At 48.6% G+C, this 16435-nt stretch carries 16 protein-coding genes and 3 pseudogenes; 6 read left to right on the top strand and 13 right to left on the bottom strand.

Features of this window, described 5'->3' with window-relative positions; genetic code table 11:
• Window positions 1-56: 56 nt before the first annotated feature.
• The 5 genes and pseudogenes from LIQ05_RS13440 to LIQ05_RS13420 all read right to left on the bottom strand — a co-directional run.
• Window positions 57-1019 (bottom strand): DUF3658 domain-containing protein, encoded by a 963-nt coding sequence (locus LIQ05_RS13440; protein WP_005335911.1) that lies wholly within the window; start codon window positions 1017-1019, stop codon window positions 57-59.
• A 29-nt stretch (window positions 1020-1048) separates the two neighbouring features.
• Entirely contained in the window at window positions 1049-1426 is a 378-nt protein-coding gene (locus LIQ05_RS13435) for a TnpV protein (RefSeq protein ID WP_005335912.1), read from the bottom strand.
• On the bottom strand, window positions 1386-1658 hold the full coding sequence (locus LIQ05_RS13430; RefSeq protein WP_002593556.1) for a helix-turn-helix domain-containing protein: 273 nt from the start codon (window positions 1656-1658) through the stop codon (window positions 1386-1388). The genes LIQ05_RS13435 and LIQ05_RS13430 overlap by 41 nt, the downstream gene beginning before the upstream one ends.
• Before the next feature lie 161 nt (window positions 1659-1819).
• Window positions 1820-1972, bottom strand: a pseudogene (locus LIQ05_RS13425) (Maff2 family mobile element protein); the annotation flags it as partial.
• A 241-nt stretch (window positions 1973-2213) separates the two neighbouring features.
• Window positions 2214-2444, bottom strand: a pseudogene (locus tag LIQ05_RS13420) (type IV secretory system conjugative DNA transfer family protein); the annotation flags it as partial.
• 143 nt (window positions 2445-2587) lie between these two features.
• Here LIQ05_RS13420 and LIQ05_RS13415 point away from each other — a divergent pair.
• The 5 genes from LIQ05_RS13415 to LIQ05_RS13395 all read left to right on the top strand — a co-directional run bounded on the left by LIQ05_RS13415 (window position 2588) and on the right by LIQ05_RS13395 (window position 7625).
• Window positions 2588-2776, top strand: coding sequence for a helix-turn-helix domain-containing protein (locus LIQ05_RS13415; RefSeq protein ID WP_013976939.1), 189 nt, complete (start codon window positions 2588-2590; stop codon window positions 2774-2776).
• Entirely contained in the window at window positions 2769-3455 is a 687-nt protein-coding gene (locus tag LIQ05_RS13410) for a response regulator transcription factor (RefSeq protein WP_013976938.1), read from the top strand. The genes LIQ05_RS13415 and LIQ05_RS13410 overlap by 8 nt, the downstream gene beginning before the upstream one ends.
• Window positions 3456-3463: 8 nt before the next feature.
• On the top strand, window positions 3464-4501 hold the full coding sequence (locus tag LIQ05_RS13405; protein ID WP_041727635.1) for a sensor histidine kinase: 1038 nt from the start codon (window positions 3464-3466) through the stop codon (window positions 4499-4501).
• Between the two features lie 110 nt (window positions 4502-4611).
• Window positions 4612-5295 (top strand): ABC transporter ATP-binding protein, encoded by a 684-nt coding sequence (locus LIQ05_RS13400; RefSeq protein WP_013976936.1) that lies wholly within the window; start codon window positions 4612-4614, stop codon window positions 5293-5295.
• Complete coding sequence (locus tag LIQ05_RS13395) at window positions 5292-7625, top strand: ABC transporter permease (protein WP_013976935.1); 2334 nt, start codon at window positions 5292-5294, stop codon at window positions 7623-7625. The genes LIQ05_RS13400 and LIQ05_RS13395 overlap by 4 nt, the downstream gene beginning before the upstream one ends.
• Window positions 7626-7721: 96 nt before the next feature.
• On the opposite strand, the gene LIQ05_RS13390 is transcribed toward LIQ05_RS13395, so the two are convergent.
• The 7 genes from LIQ05_RS13390 to LIQ05_RS13360 form a co-directional block, all read right to left on the bottom strand.
• Window positions 7722-9374: a recombinase family protein gene (locus tag LIQ05_RS13390; RefSeq protein WP_013976934.1), complete on the bottom strand. Its 1653-nt coding sequence runs from the start codon at window positions 9372-9374 to the stop codon at window positions 7722-7724.
• Between the two features lie 71 nt (window positions 9375-9445).
• Window positions 9446-9613: a hypothetical protein gene (locus LIQ05_RS13385; RefSeq protein ID WP_013976933.1), complete on the bottom strand. Its 168-nt coding sequence runs from the start codon at window positions 9611-9613 to the stop codon at window positions 9446-9448.
• A gap of 255 nt (window positions 9614-9868) precedes the next feature.
• Window positions 9869-11227 (bottom strand): virulence-associated E family protein, encoded by a 1359-nt coding sequence (locus LIQ05_RS13380; RefSeq protein WP_118217504.1) that lies wholly within the window; start codon window positions 11225-11227, stop codon window positions 9869-9871.
• Complete coding sequence (locus LIQ05_RS13375) at window positions 11154-11855, bottom strand: CHC2 zinc finger domain-containing protein (RefSeq protein WP_207742213.1); 702 nt, start codon at window positions 11853-11855, stop codon at window positions 11154-11156. The genes LIQ05_RS13380 and LIQ05_RS13375 overlap by 74 nt, the downstream gene beginning before the upstream one ends.
• A gap of 33 nt (window positions 11856-11888) precedes the next feature.
• Entirely contained in the window at window positions 11889-13133 is a 1245-nt protein-coding gene (locus tag LIQ05_RS13370) for a serine/arginine repetitive matrix protein 2 (RefSeq protein ID WP_226821396.1), read from the bottom strand.
• Window positions 13134-13606: 473 nt separating this feature from the next.
• Complete coding sequence (locus LIQ05_RS13365) at window positions 13607-13912, bottom strand: hypothetical protein (RefSeq protein WP_013976929.1); 306 nt, start codon at window positions 13910-13912, stop codon at window positions 13607-13609.
• Window positions 13896-14189 carry a hypothetical protein gene (locus LIQ05_RS13360; protein WP_013976928.1) on the bottom strand — a complete coding sequence of 98 codons (294 nt, stop codon included), beginning with the start codon at window positions 14187-14189 and terminating at the stop codon, window positions 13896-13898. The genes LIQ05_RS13365 and LIQ05_RS13360 overlap by 17 nt, the downstream gene beginning before the upstream one ends.
• Window positions 14190-14577: 388 nt before the next feature.
• On the opposite strand from LIQ05_RS13360, the gene LIQ05_RS13355 reads away from it, so the two are divergent.
• On the top strand, window positions 14578-15429 hold the full coding sequence (locus tag LIQ05_RS13355; RefSeq protein ID WP_013976927.1) for a helix-turn-helix domain-containing protein: 852 nt from the start codon (window positions 14578-14580) through the stop codon (window positions 15427-15429).
• Window positions 15430-15581: 152 nt separating this feature from the next.
• On the opposite strand, the pseudogene LIQ05_RS13350 reads toward LIQ05_RS13355, so the two are convergent.
• A pseudogene (locus tag LIQ05_RS13350) lies at window positions 15582-16382 on the bottom strand (VirD4-like conjugal transfer protein, CD1115 family); the annotation flags it as partial.
• Window positions 16383-16435 lie beyond the last annotated feature (53 nt).

Below are 16435 nucleotides of genomic sequence, written 5' to 3'. Positions count from 1 at the left end.
AACCGCTGTTGCATGGTTTGTTGGATTCCATGTAGCAGCGGTTTGTGCTGTGGTTATTATTTCATTCGTTTTCTTAATATTCGGCGATAATTTGTTTCTCCCTTTGGTGCGTCCTGTATAATTTCCAACACACCATCTTCAAGCATTTTATCAATGCGATTGGAAATCCATACATCACTAATTCCAAGTTGATATTTTCCTAAAACATTACCTATGACAATAGCCATTTTGAATTGCTCTGGCTGTTCCGCAATTTCACGAAGAATGAAACTATCATATATATCTTCTGAAACGCTTTGCAATTTACCATTTAACATTGCACGCAAAGGTGCATTTTCATTTTGAAGTTGATTCCATTTCATAGTACAAGCTGAAAGAAATACAGGATTAGCTTTCTCTTGTAGAGTTATATAGTTTCCCCATTCGCCAGGAGAGACCTCGCCCCATGCTATTTTGGATGTCATAGTATTTTCTTTTCCATATTCCCATGTAGGTAACTTAACCAAATAAATTGTTGTCTGGCAGTTTAATGGTTGAAGTTGTTTCATAAGCCAATACATACCACAAAGCTCATCTGGATTATAGCTATACCAAATGCGAATTTCTTCCCCAGCTACATATCGTTCAATCACTGAGGTCAATGTAGTTTTAATTTTCTGTATTTTTTCTTCAACCTGATAATCTAAATCCTCTACAAAGCAGACAGACAGCATTTTCTTGAAAATATTTTTCCGCTGTTCGCCAATTCCATTATCAGAAATATCTCCCACACTAAGAGCCATATCAAAACAATAAACATCACTGCTCTTGCCTCCCAATGGAATAGCATTCTCCCAAGCAATGCGTTCTTGTTCCTGTGCTTGAAGCTGTGCCTTTTTCATTTCATCTGAAGATGGAACACTCCCGTCTTCGTGCCTCATAAATATTGAAACAGCACTTCCTCTATACTTTCCCTTGCCGTAAGTTTGGGCAATTTTCAAACTTCCACAGGCACTTTCACCAAATACAATTTCAATCATCTTATATACCTCCGATTTAATTGCTCCCGTTATGAATAAATCATCTCATACAAAACAATTTCTTCTGCCCTGTTGTGAATGTTATTGCAACGCTGCACCCATTCCATTTGTCGGGTACACTTCAATTCCTCTGTCACGCCCTCGGTAGCTTTCATCTGCTCCATGATAGTGTCTAACCGTTTTTGTGCCTGTTCATTCAGGTCTGCAAGATATGTCAACAATTCTCCGGTCAGTATCAATGTATTCAATCTGGCTGGGTGGACTTCTCTTAAATATTCCCGGTGCATTCGTCCGTACTTTCCGATAGGGCGGTGTTCCTCCGGCAGTTTCAAGCCTGGAATGTAGTAATCTCCGACAAGGATATAATCAATTCCGTTTTCCGTTATTCTTGGTTTCAATTCGCTCATGTTCCTTACCTCCTGTGGAAGCAGGCTCGTCTGGTACTAACTCAATCACATCAGTAATCTCACAATTCAGAGTTTCACAGATACGGGCTAATGTATCCATGCTGATGTGCTTTCCCTCTTTGCTCATGTTGGCAATCATATTTGTTGTCATACCAGCAGCAAGCCTTAAATCCTCTTTTCTCATATCACGCTCTAACAGTGTGTGCCAGAGTGGTTTATAGCTGATGTGCATATTGTTTTCCTGCCTTTCTATCCATACCACCGGGGCGGTTGCCCCGGCAGGAACTTTTCTCTTATTATAACACCAATCTTGTGAAATCACAATTTATTCTTGTAGCCTGCCGCTGATACCGTCTGGATTGTGCATTCCCTTTCTTTTTGTTCCCTTTAATTAGCCATGAACTGTTTTATTCCTTGTGACTTTGCACCCGGATTGTCCGTTCCATATCCTTCCAGCAGATTGATCACTCCCCAGGCTGCAAGTCCGGCTCCGATCGCACAAACCAATGTTTTTAAGGTCGTAATTGCCGTTGTAAAAAATGCCATAAGTGTACCTTTGGAAAACTTACATTTTCCAGTCCTTTCTTAGATTTTTTCCAGAAATGGAAGAAAACACTATATAAACCCTGCCTTTTGTGCTACACTAAGCATGGGATTTTCTACTTGGAAAATTCCTCACACGTACAGTCGGTATATTCATTTTCGTCGATGGATATCGACTGTTCCCTTTTTCCAAATTATTCATGATTTCCTCCCATGATCCACTTCCCGACGATTTGTCGAGAAGTTACATCTGATACAGTTCCACTTCATCCTCTGGTTTCAGTATCAGATTAGTACTCAGATATTTTTCAATATCAAAGGTATTCTTTTTGTCATAATCGGACAGATATTTGTAATTTTTATGTTTGCAAATATCGTATTTATTTGAGAAAAATGGTCTGACACCTCTCACCTGCAGAATACATTTTCCTCCGTCCATGACTGCTATTTCATCTTGGCTCATCAACTCTTTGCCACAATGTCAAGTGGTAAATTCAAAAAAGGACAAGCACTATCAAAGAAAGCAGTCTTTCATAGTGCTTGTCCTTTTCTTATTCATGTTTTCTGCCTTGCATTGTTCGAAACGCAGAACTATAATATACTCGATGGAGGTGCGAAATGGATTATATGACATTGAAAGAGGCCGCTGAGAAATGGAGCGTGTCACCTCGTAGGGTAAATTATTATTGCGCTGGTGGTCGTATCCCCAGCGCTGTAAAGATGGCCGGTGTTTGGCTGATTCCCAAAACTGCGGAAAAGCCGATTGATGGCCGGACGAAACAGGGAAAGGAACAGAAGCATGAGTAAGATATTACTTTTGGAAGATGATTTGAGCCTGATCAACGGGCTTTCCTTTGCGTTCAAGAAGCAGGGATTTGAATTGAATATTGCCAGAACGTTGAAAGAAGCGGATGCGCTGTGGGCGGATGGCAGGTATGATTTGTTGGTACTGGATGTATCCCTGCCGGACGGCACCGGCTTTGAATTTTGCAAACGGGTGCGGCAGGTTTCCAAGGTGCCGATCATCTTTCTGACCGCTTCGGACGAAGAAACGAGTATCATTATGGGGCTGGATATGGGCGGCGACGACTATATCACCAAGCCCTTCAAGCTTGGAGTCCTGGTTTCACGGGTCAATGCCCTGCTTCGCCGTGCAAAGGATTTCAGCGCAACGGACACAGAACTGCAATCGAACGGAATCAAGGTTCTTTTGCTGCAGGGTCAGGCTTTCAAAAATGGGGAGCTGTTGGATTTGACCGCTGCTGAATACAAGCTGCTGTGCCTGTTTATGCGAAACCCCAATACGGTGCTTACCAAGGAGCAGATATTAGATAAACTGTGGGACTGCGACGGAAATTATATCGACAGCAGCACCCTCACCGTGTATATGCGGCGGCTTCGCATGAAGATTGAGGATAACCCCAGTGACCCGCAGATGCTCCTGACCGTCCGTCGCATGGGCTATAAATGGAATGTAGTAGGGTGAGGCAGCCTATGAAAATACTTGCAAATAAGGATATCAGAAATCTGTTTCTTGCGGTATCGGTTATCTGGGCAGCATCCCTCCTGCTGGCACAGGGCTTTTTATGGCTGCGCTATCAAAGGCTTTCTTTGTGCCTGCTGTTTATTTTTTTGTTGGCAGCGGCGGCTATATGGGTGGTTTGCTGCTCCTATTTCAAAAAGCAGAATAAGATCATGGAACAGGCGGTATCCCAGATCAATGTGTATCTTGACGGGGATAGCAACGCACGTATTGAATGCGACAGTGAGGGGGAGCTATATCGGCTGTTCCATTCCGTCAATTCCCTGGCGGCGGTTTTGAACGCCCACGCAGATAACGAGCTTCGGGAAAAGGAATTTTTGAAAAATACGATCTCCGATATTTCCCACCAGCTGAAAACACCGCTGGCGGCACTGAATATTTATAATGGCCTGCTTCATGAGGAAGATATAGAAGCGTCCTCCGTGAAAGAATTTGCTGACCTGTCTGAGCAGGAGCTTGACCGCATGGAAACGCTGGTGCAGAGCCTGCTGAAGATCACAAGGCTGGACGCCGGTTCCGTCACGCTGGAAAAGGGGGCCGAGAATGTGGCGGATATGCTGCGGGATGTTGAGCTGCATTTCGCATACCGGGCCAAACAGGAGCATAAAGAACTTGTCCTGTCCGGCCCGGAGGAGGTCCTTCTTTTCTGCGACCGCGACTGGCTGACCGAGGCCATTGACAACATCGTGAAAAACGCCCTCGACCATACGGAGAGCGGCGACGCGGTTCATATTACATGGAAAGCTCTGCCCAATGCCGTTCAGATCGCCGTAAAGGACAACGGCTGCGGCATCCATCCGGAGGACCTGCACCATATTTTCAAGCGGTTCTACCGCAGCCGCTTTTCCCAGGACAAGCAGGGCATCGGGCTGGGCCTGCCGCTGGCAAAGACCATCGTGGAAGCCCATAGCGGCACGATTGAGGTGGACAGTGAACTTGGAAAAGGCACGACCTTCACCATGAATTTTTTAATTCCTACAAAATTGTAGGCTGAGTGTAGGGTTACAGTAATATTTCGGTGCTATCCTTTCCTCATAGGCAGGAAAAACAAAAGCAGCCCGCCTATTTCGCAAAACATGAAGAAAGAGGTATATGCACGATGAATTTATTAGAGGTCAAAAACATTTGTAAGACCTATGGCAGCGGAGAAACCGCAGTCAAGGCTTTGAAGGATGTCAGTTTTTCCGTTCCCAAGGGGGAATATGTGGCCGTCGTGGGGGAATCCGGTTCCGGCAAAAGTACGCTGCTGAACATGATCGGCGCGCTGGACACGCCCACGACCGGCAAGGTGCTGATCGACGGTAAGGACATTTTTGCCATGGACGAGCGCAAGCTGACGGTATTCCGCCGCAGGAACATTGGCTTTATCTTTCAGGCGTTTAACCTTGTGCCGGAGTTAACGGTGGAGCAGAACATCATCTTCCCGGTGCTGCTGGACTACCAGAAGCCGGATAAGAAATATCTGGAAGAACTTCTTGCGGTACTGAACCTGAAAGAGCGCCGGAACCATCTGCCCAGCCAGCTCTCCGGCGGACAGCAGCAGCGTGTGGCGATTGGCCGTGCGCTCATTACCCGGCCAGCCCTGATCCTGGCTGACGAGCCGACCGGCAATCTGGACACCCAGAACAGCAGCGAGGTCATTGCCCTGCTGAAAGAAGCATCCAAAAAGTATGAGCAGACGATTATTATGATTACCCACAACCGTAGTATCGCGCAAACGGCTGACCGGGTATTGCAGGTATCGGACGGTAACCTCACCGATTTTGGGAGGTGCCGGGAATGAAAAGCTATTTAAGCCTTGTGCCGATCTCTGCAAAGGTGCGGAAACGGCAGAATCGGATGACCATTCTGTGTGTCATTATTTCGATATTTCTGGTGACAGCAATTTTTAGCGTGGCGGATATGATGATTCGAACCCAAAGCGACCGAATGACCGGCAAAAACGGAAGTTGGCACATAGAGTTGGACGGCATTTCTCAAGAAACAGCCCTGAAAATTGCGGAGCGGGATGATGTGGTTTCGATTGGTGCAGTTACGATATTTAACCCGGACGGAGAACTGCCCTACCGCATGGACGGAAAAAGGGTTGTACTTTATGGTATTGATGAATCCTATCTGACAATGAATTCAACTGGTGCCGCCGAAGGACGCTTTCCGCAGGGAATGGGCGAAATCATGCTCAGCAGCAATGCAGCGCGTGTCCTTCAAGTTGCAGTTGGGGACACTGTTACACTACGTACGCCGTCCGGAGACTGGGATTTTACAGTGTCCGGTTTGGGCGGTGTGGAGGAAAGCTACTATTCCGGGCAATATTCTTTGATGGATGCCTACCTGCCGCGCACAGCATTTGCAGCGCTGATGGAGCAGAACAACGTCCATAATCTTCAAACGTCATATTATGTCCAGTTTACCAGCGCGTCTAAGGCAGCTAAAGCAATCCCGGAACTGACGGCACAGCATAACCTGCCGGAAAATGCTGTCTCAGAAAACACCGGTGTGATGGCTATCGCCGGACAAAGCGATAGCAGCGCCGCAAAAAATGTTTACAGCCTTGCCGCAGTTCTGTTTGTGCTGGTTCTTCTGGCAGGTGTACTGATGATCTCCGGCAGCATGAACAGCAATCTGGCACAACGAATCCAGTTCTTCGGAATGATGCGCTGTATCGGCATGAGCAAATCTCAAATTATCCGATTTGTCCGTTTAGAAGCGCTTAACTGGTGCAAAACGGCTGTGCCCGTAGGCGTTCTGCTTGGCACACTTGCCAGCTGGAGCATTTGCGCGGCGCTGCATTATGGCATCGGTGGCGAGTTTTCCACAACACCGGTTTTTCAAATCAGTCCTGTAGGTTTAGTCAGTGGCATCGTGGTCGGTATCGTGACCGTCCTGCTGGCGGCAGAGTCACCGGCGCGACGGGCGGCACGGGTCTCACCTGTGGCGGCGGTCTCCGGCACGGGAGAGAATCTTTCCGCTTCGCGTCATGCTTCAAACTATAGCTTTGGAAAAATCGAGTTGTCGTTGGGAGCCCATCACGCCATTGCCGGTAAAAAGAACCTGTTTTTAATGACATCTTCTTTTGCACTCAGTATTGTTTTGGTGCTCTGCTTTTCTGTACTGCTTAAATTTGCCGGCTTGCTTTTGCCCGGTCAAGCTCCGTGGCAGCCGGATATTCTCTTGAACGGGTACGGAAACGAACAGGTATTGTCCCGCAGTATGGCAGAACAGCTGCGTGCGATTCCGGGTGTTGGGTATGTCTGGGGCGCAACCGGTCTTACCAACACTCCTGCCAGCAGTCCGCAGAAAGAGGTAGAGCATGTGGTGCTGGGTTCCTACGATGATTTTATGATGGAAAAAAGCAGGGATCTCGTTGTAGCAGGCAGGATGGCCGATCAGGCAGCCAGCAGCAACGAAGTCATGACGATCTATAATAAAAACAACCCGTTGAAGGTTGGAGATACCGTTTATATAAGCGGAAGAGACCTTACCATTGTGGGGGCTTTTTCGGAGGGAATGTTCCCGGATGATGTTACAGTCATCTGCCCACAGGCGCTATTTGACCGTCTGGTCGGAGCGCAGAACTATAATATGATCGGCGTTTTGCTGAACGATTCAGCAACAGAGCAGACTGTAATGCAAATTGCCCACCTTGCAACAGACGAGATCATTGTATCGGATGTGCGAGAGCGTAATTCGCAGGAAGCTGCTACCTATCTGGCTTCCAGAATTGTCGTATATGGTTTTCTGGCGATTATTGGACTGATTTCTCTTTTTAACATTGTCAACAGCATTTCGATGAGCGTTTCTGCCCGTACAAAGCAGTATGGCGTCATGCGTGCAATTGGAATGGATGGCAGTCAGCTTACTCGGATGGTTGCTGCGGAAGCCTTTACCTATGCTGTTTCCGGGCTGATTGTCGGCTGTATTGCCGGTCTGCTGCTGAGCCGTATGCTGTACGCTCGACTCATTACACGCTATTTTGGCATGACATGGCATCTGCCAGGAATGACGCTCTGCCTTATCATTCTATTTGTATTTGCTGCCGCAGCTCTTGCGGTTCATGCCCCAGCGAAGCGGATTCGAAACATGGCAATTACTGAAACAATCAATGAATTATAATTGCAATCCACTTTGGAAAATTTAATGTAACATCTGCCGGACGACGGCAAAGAAAAAATCCCCATCCCTCATTGATTGAGAGATGGGGATCACTGATTATTCTGTAATCTCCGGGATTTCTCCGACAAAGTTATAAATGATCCTGACTTCCTGCACTTTCTGTCCGTCAATCTTCTTGACTTCACCCACCAGAATCTTGCTGATGAGCCGGTTCAGCACCGCCTCGTCCAGTTCTTCAATGGCGGCGTAGCGCCGGATTTCCCGGATAAAGGTGCGGACTTCGCTTTCCTGTTCGTCAGAGTGTCGCATCATCAACATCAGGTCTTGCAGGCGCTTCTGGTTGGCTTCCTGCTCCTGTTCCAGCGCCGCCGTCAGCTTCATAAAACGCTGCTCGGTCAGTATCCCTTTAGCCTTATCGGTGTAAAGGCTCAGGAACATCCCGTCAATCTCCTGATTTCTGGCTTCCAGCCGCTGGCGTTCTTTCTGCGTCTGGGAAGCGTCTATCAGATACCGGCGCTCCATCCGGCTGCTCAGTCGCTGATAAAATGCGTCGGCATCTTTGAGAGCCTGTGCCGCCAGTTCCTGAATGTCCTTCAGAACAAGGTCATACAAATCCCTTGCCTCGATCTTATGGCTGGTGCAGGCGTTCTTGCCCAGCCGGTTGTAGGTCTGGCAGATATAATACGCCTTGTCAATCGGCTCCCGCATCTCGCCGGTAAAACGGTTTTTTCCGGTTCTGCCCACCTTTTCATACCGCACCTGCATGGACTTTCCGCAGGTAGCACAGTAAATGATACCGTGGAACAGGTTATAGAAGGGACAGGAGTTGCCTTTCATAATGGTAGGTCTGCGGTCAATGATTGACTGCACCTGCTCCCATTCTTCCGGGGAAACGATTGCTTCATGGCAATCCTCAATGATTTCCCAGTCCTCACGGGGGATAATGTCATAGGTGTTGGAACGAATCCCTTTCTGATGTGTCCGGCAGACCAGATGTGCGCCCTTATAGAATGGGTTTCGCAGGATATGACTGATCCTTGCACCGCCCCACGCATAATAGTTGACGTCACATTCCGTATTGCTCTTTACCCTCGTGATAGGAACCTTGTCATCCATGAGCTGCTTTGCGATCCGCATACAGCCCCAGCCGTCCAGCGCCATGTCATAGATTTTTCGGATCACCGGCGCCGTCTCCGGGTCAAGGATCAAATGCCCCCGGTCATCCGGGTCACGCATCAATCCGAGAGGCGGCTGCCCACCACAAAACTTTCCCTGCCGGGAACGGGTCATACGCCCCGCCAGCACCTTTTTGGAAATATCCCGGCTGTACATATCATTCAGGATATTCTTAAAGGGCGTGATGTCCATTTCCTGGCGGGTCAGGCTGTCAACTCCGTCTGTAATGGCGATATATCGTACATTGTGTTTGGGGAAAAAGATTTCGATATAGCTGCCGGCCTCGATATAATTTCTGCCCAGTCTGGACAGGTCTTTTGTGATGACACAGCCAATCTTTCCCGCCTCAATATCAGCAATCATACGCTGAAAGGAAGGGCGGTTGAAGTTGCGGCCTGTATAACCGTCATCCACATAATACTCATACTGGAACATCCCGTTTTTTTCGGCAAAGTCCCGGAGCATAAGTTTCTGGTTGCTAATGCTCATGCTCTCATTATCGCTGCCATCGTCCAGAGAGATACGGCAGTAAAGCGCTGTGATTTTTTGATTGACTTGTTTTTTCCTGCTCATAGTGTTCTCCTTCTATGAACAGGGACACGATACCATTATAATACCATGTCCCCGTTCCTGATTCAACCGCTTTACGCCGCTTTTTGTGCCATTTCCCGATGTTCTAACCATTCCTCGAAGTGTTCGCAGGTCTGGCGCTCGATCAGCTGCTCAAAGGCTTCCCGCATGGTTTTGTCCCCGGAAAACTCCCGAACCACCACGAACCGGACTTTTTTATTCTGCTTCTTGTTTTTCTCCATAGGCTACCTCCATAGTGTGACAGTCCAGATAACCGTGTGCCGGCAACGAAGTCCGGCAACCAGCCTATAAAAACCTGTAAATGAATATCTGACTGTCAATCTTTGCTTGATAAGTTTTCTTGTAAAATCTCGTTGCTTTCGTTGCCGGACAGAAAATACTTGTGAAAAATCCTTTATTTATGGGCTTTTTCTATATCAAAACCATAGATTTGCCAGCAACGAACCCGGCAACCAACTGGCAACAGACCATCATTCTCAGGCAATCCACTCCTTCGGAAGTTCCAGCTGGCGGCATTCTTCCTCGCTCAGTTCCACAAATCCGCCTTCGTTGTCGGACAGTTCGTTGTCGAAATTGTCACATTCCCAACCCTTTTGCCTGCCGTACCCGGCGAACATCCTGGGATTGGAGAAAGGCTTCCAGCCGGTCACGACTGTGTTCATGATCTCGTTGATATTGTGCAGCTGCCACCGCTTCGGCTGGTCAAAGGTATGCCCCAGCGCCTCCTTGAACAGCTGCTTGGAACAGACCATGTTCCCAGTGTAGTGTTCCAGAAAGCCCTGTATCTGCCCGGCCTCCGTATCCTCCGGCATGAAGTCCTTCTGCACCTCCACCAGCTGACGCTGGATGCTCTTGCTGAATTTCATGGAATACTGTCCGCTGCGGTAAATGGTCATGGCTTCTGCCCACACCTGCAAAAGATAGGCTCTGGAAGCATCCTCGTCCTCCAAAATATGAACCTCCGCATTCTCCGAGTAAATCATGATTGGGAGAAAGCGCCGGTTCCCGGCCCGATCCAGCGGCAGGAAGTCCAATGTGTTGGAAGAACCGCCGAACACACACTGCCGCAGCCGGTCTTTGGGCTGGGATTCATAAGGCGTTCGGTAGGTTTCCTTCTGTCGGCTGATAAAGGAGCGAATTTCTTCAATGCTCTTTGCGCTGCTGGTGGCAAGCATTTCCGACATCTCGATGATCCAGTGGCCTTGCAGCTTCTGGAACACCCGGTCATCGTCCAGCTTTTTCAGGTCATCGGAAAACCACTCGTCCCGGATTGCCAGCAGGCGGAAGAAAGTGGACTTCCCGGCACCTTGGCCGCCTACCAGACAGAGCATTTCCTCATATTTGGAACCGGGACGGAATACCCGGCGGATAGCGCCCAGCAGGAAGTGTTTCAGCATTTCTTCCACATAGTCGCTTTCATCAGCGCCAAGAAAGTGGTGCAGGCAGGAACGGATGCGGGGTGTCCCGTCCCAGACAAGGCTGTTCAGCACATCCTGAATCGGGTGATAGCAATTTTCGTTTGCTACAATGGAAAGTGCAGCTGTGATCTTTTTCTCACTGGTCAGCTCGTAGTTCTGCTCAAAATAGAGGAGAAGATATTTCACATCGGTATCTGTTAAGGCGCTGGTGTTCCTGCGCCAGCCCAAATCCCGTACAATGTCCACCCGGTCGGTCAGGAGATTTAACCGGATAGCATCCCGCAGGAGCGGATCACAGCAGAACACGATCCGGCAGTTGTCGATGGTATTGGCGGTTTTTCCCTTATCGGTGACAGAAAGGCTCTCCCGCACATCTTGGGCGCTCTGTTCCGGCGCTATGGCCTCGGCTGCGCTCATCACAGCCTGCCGGGTGGCTGGCGGTAAATTCTGATATTCGCTGCTCAATTTTCTTCACCTCTTTTCCATACTCAGCAACCACGGAAGCACGTTCTTCTATGTTGTCAGACAGGAGAATATCCAGCAGATATTCGATATATGGCTGCCTGTGCAGAGCCTCCACAAACAGGGGATGCCAGTCATCCTCCGGCTGTTTGGGAGCATATTCTTCTTTCCAGCGTTCCAGCAGACGCAGGTAATCGCACAGCACCCGAAAACATTTCTGCTCTGCCTGCCGGTATCGCACTTCCTCGCTGATTTTTCTTTTGATGATTGTCTTTCGTGGCGGACCATGACCTTTGCTGTCAAGACTGACAGAGAAATCCTCTGCCAGCTTCAAGGCAGCTTCCTTACTGCCCAGTCCAAAGAGGCGGGAAGTGAAATCAATCACATCTCCGTCCCCCTGACAGGCAAAGCAATGGAACCGCCTGTCCACCTTCATGCTGGGATGTCTGTCATCGTGAAAAGGACAACAGGCCATCCCGTTCCGTCTTACTGGAATCCCATAAAATTCCGCAGCCTGTCTTGTCGTGACAGACTGCTTTACTGTTTCAAATACATTCGATTTCCCCACCTCCAAACAAAACAAAAGGCACCCGGTTTCCTCAGAAAATCAGATGCCTTACAACTCCATATCCTGTTTTTTTGTCGGGGCGATCCGCCCCTCACGTTCCCATCGCTCCCGGTTCTTCCGGTCAGCGTCCAATTTGCCTTTCGCCAGCTTCTCTTTGATGGATTCTCTGGCTTTTTTCTTAATCTGCTCTTTGCCAGCCTGCTTGACCTCCGGCTTCAGCAGCACAACCTGCACCTTTTTGAGAATCTTTTCTGCGGACTGCTGTAATTTTTCCCGTGCCCTTCCCAGTAGGGTATTTGCAATCTTCACCACTTCCGGCGAATTTTTTGCATTGGGGGATACCACGCTCTTTCGGTATTTCTCGATCACTTCCAAATCCTCAAGCTGGGTCTGTTCCCGTACCTTGTCTGTCACGACCTCCACTGCCTTGTCATAGGCCACATCGGAAACATCCTCCAACAGCGTCTCCACATCCTCGATTTTGAGCGTCAGTTCTTCCAGCTTTTGCTCCTGCGCCGCCATCTGTTCTTTCTGCTTCATCAGGATATAATCCTGCTTTTCCAGATAGTCACGCCCACCATAGGACGGCTCCTGTTCCAGATGAAGTCCATGCCGTTTGGCAATGTCAAACAGGATTGTCCGGCAGACTGCATCGAAAGTCTGTTTCCGGTTATTGTGCTTTCCTTTGGGCTGCTCCGGTTTTGGGAGAGGGATACCCAGTTCCTCCAGCGCCTTTTCCTGCTGGGGACACAATTCTCCATACCGATTTTCACAGTCGAACACATGGCGCTCGTGAATATGCGGTGTTCCCTCATCCAGATGGAGCGCCCAGTCTAAAATGTGGATATGAGAACCGAAACGGCGCTCAAATTCTTCATAAAATTCACTGACGATGAGCGCCAGCGTTTCCGGTGAGACGGATTCCTCTATCGTGCCGATCTGGTAGATGCTTTCTTCCGGACAGGTCTTGTTATTTTTCAAGAGGTCATCCACAGTACGGTTGCGCTCAATATGCCGGGTTTTCTCATTCCGGGCGTTCTGGGCATTTACATGGTCGGCATAATGCTCGTAGTAATACATCCGCTCAATTTCCTCAAAGCTGAAATCCGGCTGCTCCGGGTTATCCCGAAAGTCGTAGGTGGTAAATCCCCGGTAGCAGTCCCAGTACACATTTTGTCTGGCACGTTCAGCGTCAATGTGTTCGCTGTTCTCCACATCGAACCGGCGGTCATTGTGCCGGGGATTGTAAGTGCCATGCTTCCCGGAGCGCCCATTGTGTCTTGTCAATTTCAAACATTTTTCCTCCTTCCTGCGAAGATGTTCCGGGGCCGGGGAAGGGCGGCGAAGCCGCAAATCCTGCGAATCTTGCGTCAGGTAATACCCAGTACGAATTGACGCAAGGCATCAACTCTCCCTGGGCAAGGCGTTTCACCCTTGACCCGATGGGACTGCCGCCCTCAACCCGCCAAGGCACTTCGTCCTTGACCCGATAATGGCTGCCGCCCTTAACCTGCCAATGGGCGTTGCCCCTTGACCCCAGCAGTGCGCTGCCGCCCCTGCACCCAGCCACAAAGGGATTGCATCCCTCTGTACTCCTGCACCGGAAAAACCGGCATCCACCGCTGATACGGTGTCCGCCAGCTTTTCCGGCTCCGTATCCATACATCTGCACCAATCGCAGGAAGTGGATACGGAATACGCCTGCGGGGATTACCGTTCAAAATACTGGGTGCAGACCCGGTATTTTTTGGTAAATCGCCCTCATTTCAAGCAATTTTTTCTTCTGTCTGTATGACTTGAAAGCCATGTTCCTTTGCGTACTCCCTTGCAGCCGCCAGCCGTTCTTCACTGTACGGCGGCACCAGCCGGATAGAAAGGCGGGATTTGTCCAGCACATAGGTCGCGCTGCCTTCCGGTGTGCTGCGCTCCAACCTACACAATAGCGGATACTTCCTACTGAAATCTTCCAGCCTGCGTTTTAAGCTGGCGTTGAAGGTGTAAATACTGGCAATGTTCTCGCCCTCGTTCCAGTTGATGATGGTTTCTTTTTCATATTTAGACAGCTTCCTCATACAGTTCCTCCTCATAATCGGTGTTTGCTTTCAGCACACGCAGGCGGTGCTTGATCCGGTAATACTCATCCATCTCCATGCGTAGGCAGTGATAGAAGCTGTCGTACCAGCTTTCGTCTGTCTCTGCCTCAATTTTCCTGGTCAGATGAAGCATCTGCCCTTTAGCCTCCGGGTCAACGGTCAGCGCTGTCAGCCATTTCAGCCTTGTCACTGTGTTGTGATGGCTGGGGCAGGCGTAAGCGTAAAGAATTTTCTTTTCCTTCATATTCAGTTTCATAATGATCTACCTCCATTCATTTGCTGCGGTGCGGTATGCCCCGCATGGTTTACTTTTCTATCTGCCGGTCTGTCTGCAAGCCGCTCCTGCCCGGATTTTCTCCCGGCGTATTGTCCTCTTTGGTGCGCTCCCGTCGTCACAAAATCCATGATTTTGCGGGAACCCTTTTATCGCGTCACTTCCCCGGAGGTCATACCCCTTGCAGCCGGTCATTCGATTTTCAAGGTTCTGTGTCTCCTGACAAGAACCAGTTTACCGAAAAAAGGGGGCTGCTCCCGTATGTCCAAGACGTTGGAATAGCGCACAAAAACCGCATATTTCCACGCTCTCGGAAACGTGCTATAATGAAAAAAATATTGAAAAATGTTGACGAGAGGGGGGTGCTTTGATGTACACAAAACTGTCAATCCCGGAACGGCTCAAAGACCTGCGGGTGGTGGATAAGCACCTGACACTGGAACAGCTGGCAGAACAAACCGGCCTGTCCAAGTCGGCGCTGGGGAAATATGAGGGCGATGACTACAAGGACATCAGCCCATTTGCGATTGCAACGCTGGCAGAGTTTTACGGCGTGTCCACCGACTATCTGATGGGGCTGTCGGAAAATAAGACCATCCCTAATTCTGATCTCCAGTCGCTCCATTTGAGCGATGAAATGATTGAGCTATTAAGAAGCGGCAGGATCAACAACCGTCTGCTCTGCGAGCTTGCCACCCATGAAGGTTTTCCCCGGCTCATGACGGACATTACCGTTATCGTTGACCGTATCGCCGGTATGCGTGTCAGCCAGATGAATCTGGAACTGGAAGCTGCCCGGCAGAGCGTCATGGAAAGCTATGCGCCGGGAGACGATGACCTTTATATGCGAACCCTTGAAGTCGCACAGATAGACGGAGAGGATTATTTCAATCACATCGTCCATAAAGACATTGACAAGATCGTAAAAGACATCCAAACAGCACACACAAACGACGCTACCACCGCTGATGAACGGCAGGAAACCGTAGCCGAAGTCCGGCAAAAGTTTGAAAAGCTTGTGCAGACGGGAACCAGCGGAGAGGAAGCCTTTATTCAGGTTTTCTGCGACCAGATGGAAATTCCTTATGAGAAACTGACTTCTGCGGAATTTACTGCCTTTTTGGGAATCCTCAGAAAATCCAAAAAAGCAAAACGAACTAAAAGTATGCGGGGAAAGGGCAGCCCAATTCCTCCCAACCGGAATGGCAGACAGAAGCGTTAATAAAAGAACCACCCGCTGGGTAATCCAGTGAGTGGCTCAAAAAAGATATGCTGTTATTTCTGACAGACATCCTACCTTTTTCAGAATCCAGCTGATCGTGTCCCTGTTCATGTAAAATTCAAGGCAACTGAACTCTTCATCAACAAGTATGGCATATCCTTTCCTGTTTTCTGGTAGTTCATTCCATAAGACCGCTGACTGCCTCTCGTATCCGATGTGTTATAAAGATCTATGGTTTCTTTTCCCAAAATCTCCGCTATTTCCTTTAATGTCGTTTTTTCCTTTCCACCCAGGAATAAGGTCGTATCACAGTTCCCTTCGATGGTATCGGCATTATCCTTATAAATTGCCTTAAGCTGAGACTTTGACTGCAAAATAATAGAAGCTGAGATTTCCCGGCTTCTAATCGTAGCAATCAGTTTTTCGAATTTAGGAATTTGTCCGATGTTCGCAAACTCGTCCAGGAGACACCGCACATGAATTGGAAGTCTGCCTCCATATACATCATCAGCTCTGTCACAGAGCAGATTAAAAAGCTGTGTGTACATAATAGAAACAATAAAATTGAAGGTATCATCGGTATCTGAAATAATAACAAACAATGCAGTTTTCCTGTCACCAACCAGATCCAGTTCCAGTTCGTCATAACTCATAAGCTCCCGCAGTTCCGCAATATCAAAGGGTGCGAGTCTTGCACCACAACTGATCAGAATAGATTTTGCTGTCTTACCGGCGGCCAGCTTGTATTTTTTGTACTGCCTTACCGCAAAATGGTTCGGGTCTTTCTGCTCCAGTTCATCAAACATCAGATCTACTGGATTCTTGAAATTCTCATCATCTTCCCTGGCTTCTGACGCATTGATCATTTCCAACAGAGTATTAAAATTTTTTTCTTCTTCCCTGCCTTCATACCAGATATAGCCAATCAGGGCACAATAATAAAGTTTTTCCGCCTATAGTGATAGGTAATCCTTTGAAGTTATCGCCGGATTTTCCCCCACTCCAC

Source organism: Blautia glucerasea (assembly GCF_020537505.1).
In the GTDB taxonomy this organism is placed as follows: Bacteria; Bacillota; Clostridia; order Lachnospirales; family Lachnospiraceae; genus Blautia_A.
The sequence above is the reverse complement of the archived record's forward strand: the minus strand, read 5'-3'. Positions and strand labels throughout refer to the sequence as shown.

What these genes read in the sequence shown, in the direction of transcription:
- LIQ05_RS13440 (WP_005335911.1), bottom strand. Translation starts at nt 1,019, where the DNA reads ATGATTGAAATTGTATTTGGTGAAAGTGCCTGTGGAAGTTTGAAAATT.
- LIQ05_RS13435 (WP_005335912.1), bottom strand. Translation starts at nt 1,426, where the DNA reads ATGAGCGAATTGAAACCAAGAATAACGGAAAACGGAATTGATTATATC.
- LIQ05_RS13430 (WP_002593556.1), bottom strand. Translation starts at nt 1,658, where the DNA reads ATGCACATCAGCTATAAACCACTCTGGCACACACTGTTAGAGCGTGAT.
- LIQ05_RS13415 (WP_013976939.1), top strand. Translation starts at nt 2,588, where the DNA reads ATGGATTATATGACATTGAAAGAGGCCGCTGAGAAATGGAGCGTGTCA.
- LIQ05_RS13410 (WP_013976938.1), top strand. Translation starts at nt 2,769, where the DNA reads ATGAGTAAGATATTACTTTTGGAAGATGATTTGAGCCTGATCAACGGG.
- LIQ05_RS13405 (WP_041727635.1), top strand. Translation starts at nt 3,464, where the DNA reads ATGAAAATACTTGCAAATAAGGATATCAGAAATCTGTTTCTTGCGGTA.
- LIQ05_RS13400 (WP_013976936.1), top strand. Translation starts at nt 4,612, where the DNA reads ATGAATTTATTAGAGGTCAAAAACATTTGTAAGACCTATGGCAGCGGA.
- LIQ05_RS13395 (WP_013976935.1), top strand. Translation starts at nt 5,292, where the DNA reads ATGAAAAGCTATTTAAGCCTTGTGCCGATCTCTGCAAAGGTGCGGAAA.
- LIQ05_RS13390 (WP_013976934.1), bottom strand. Translation starts at nt 9,374, where the DNA reads ATGAGCAGGAAAAAACAAGTCAATCAAAAAATCACAGCGCTTTACTGC.
- LIQ05_RS13385 (WP_013976933.1), bottom strand. Translation starts at nt 9,613, where the DNA reads ATGGAGAAAAACAAGAAGCAGAATAAAAAAGTCCGGTTCGTGGTGGTT.
- LIQ05_RS13380 (WP_118217504.1), bottom strand. Translation starts at nt 11,227, where the DNA reads ATGAGCGCAGCCGAGGCCATAGCGCCGGAACAGAGCGCCCAAGATGTG.
- LIQ05_RS13365 (WP_013976929.1), bottom strand. Translation starts at nt 13,912, where the DNA reads ATGAGGAAGCTGTCTAAATATGAAAAAGAAACCATCATCAACTGGAAC.
- LIQ05_RS13360 (WP_013976928.1), bottom strand. Translation starts at nt 14,189, where the DNA reads ATGAAACTGAATATGAAGGAAAAGAAAATTCTTTACGCTTACGCCTGC.
- LIQ05_RS13355 (WP_013976927.1), top strand. Translation starts at nt 14,578, where the DNA reads ATGTACACAAAACTGTCAATCCCGGAACGGCTCAAAGACCTGCGGGTG.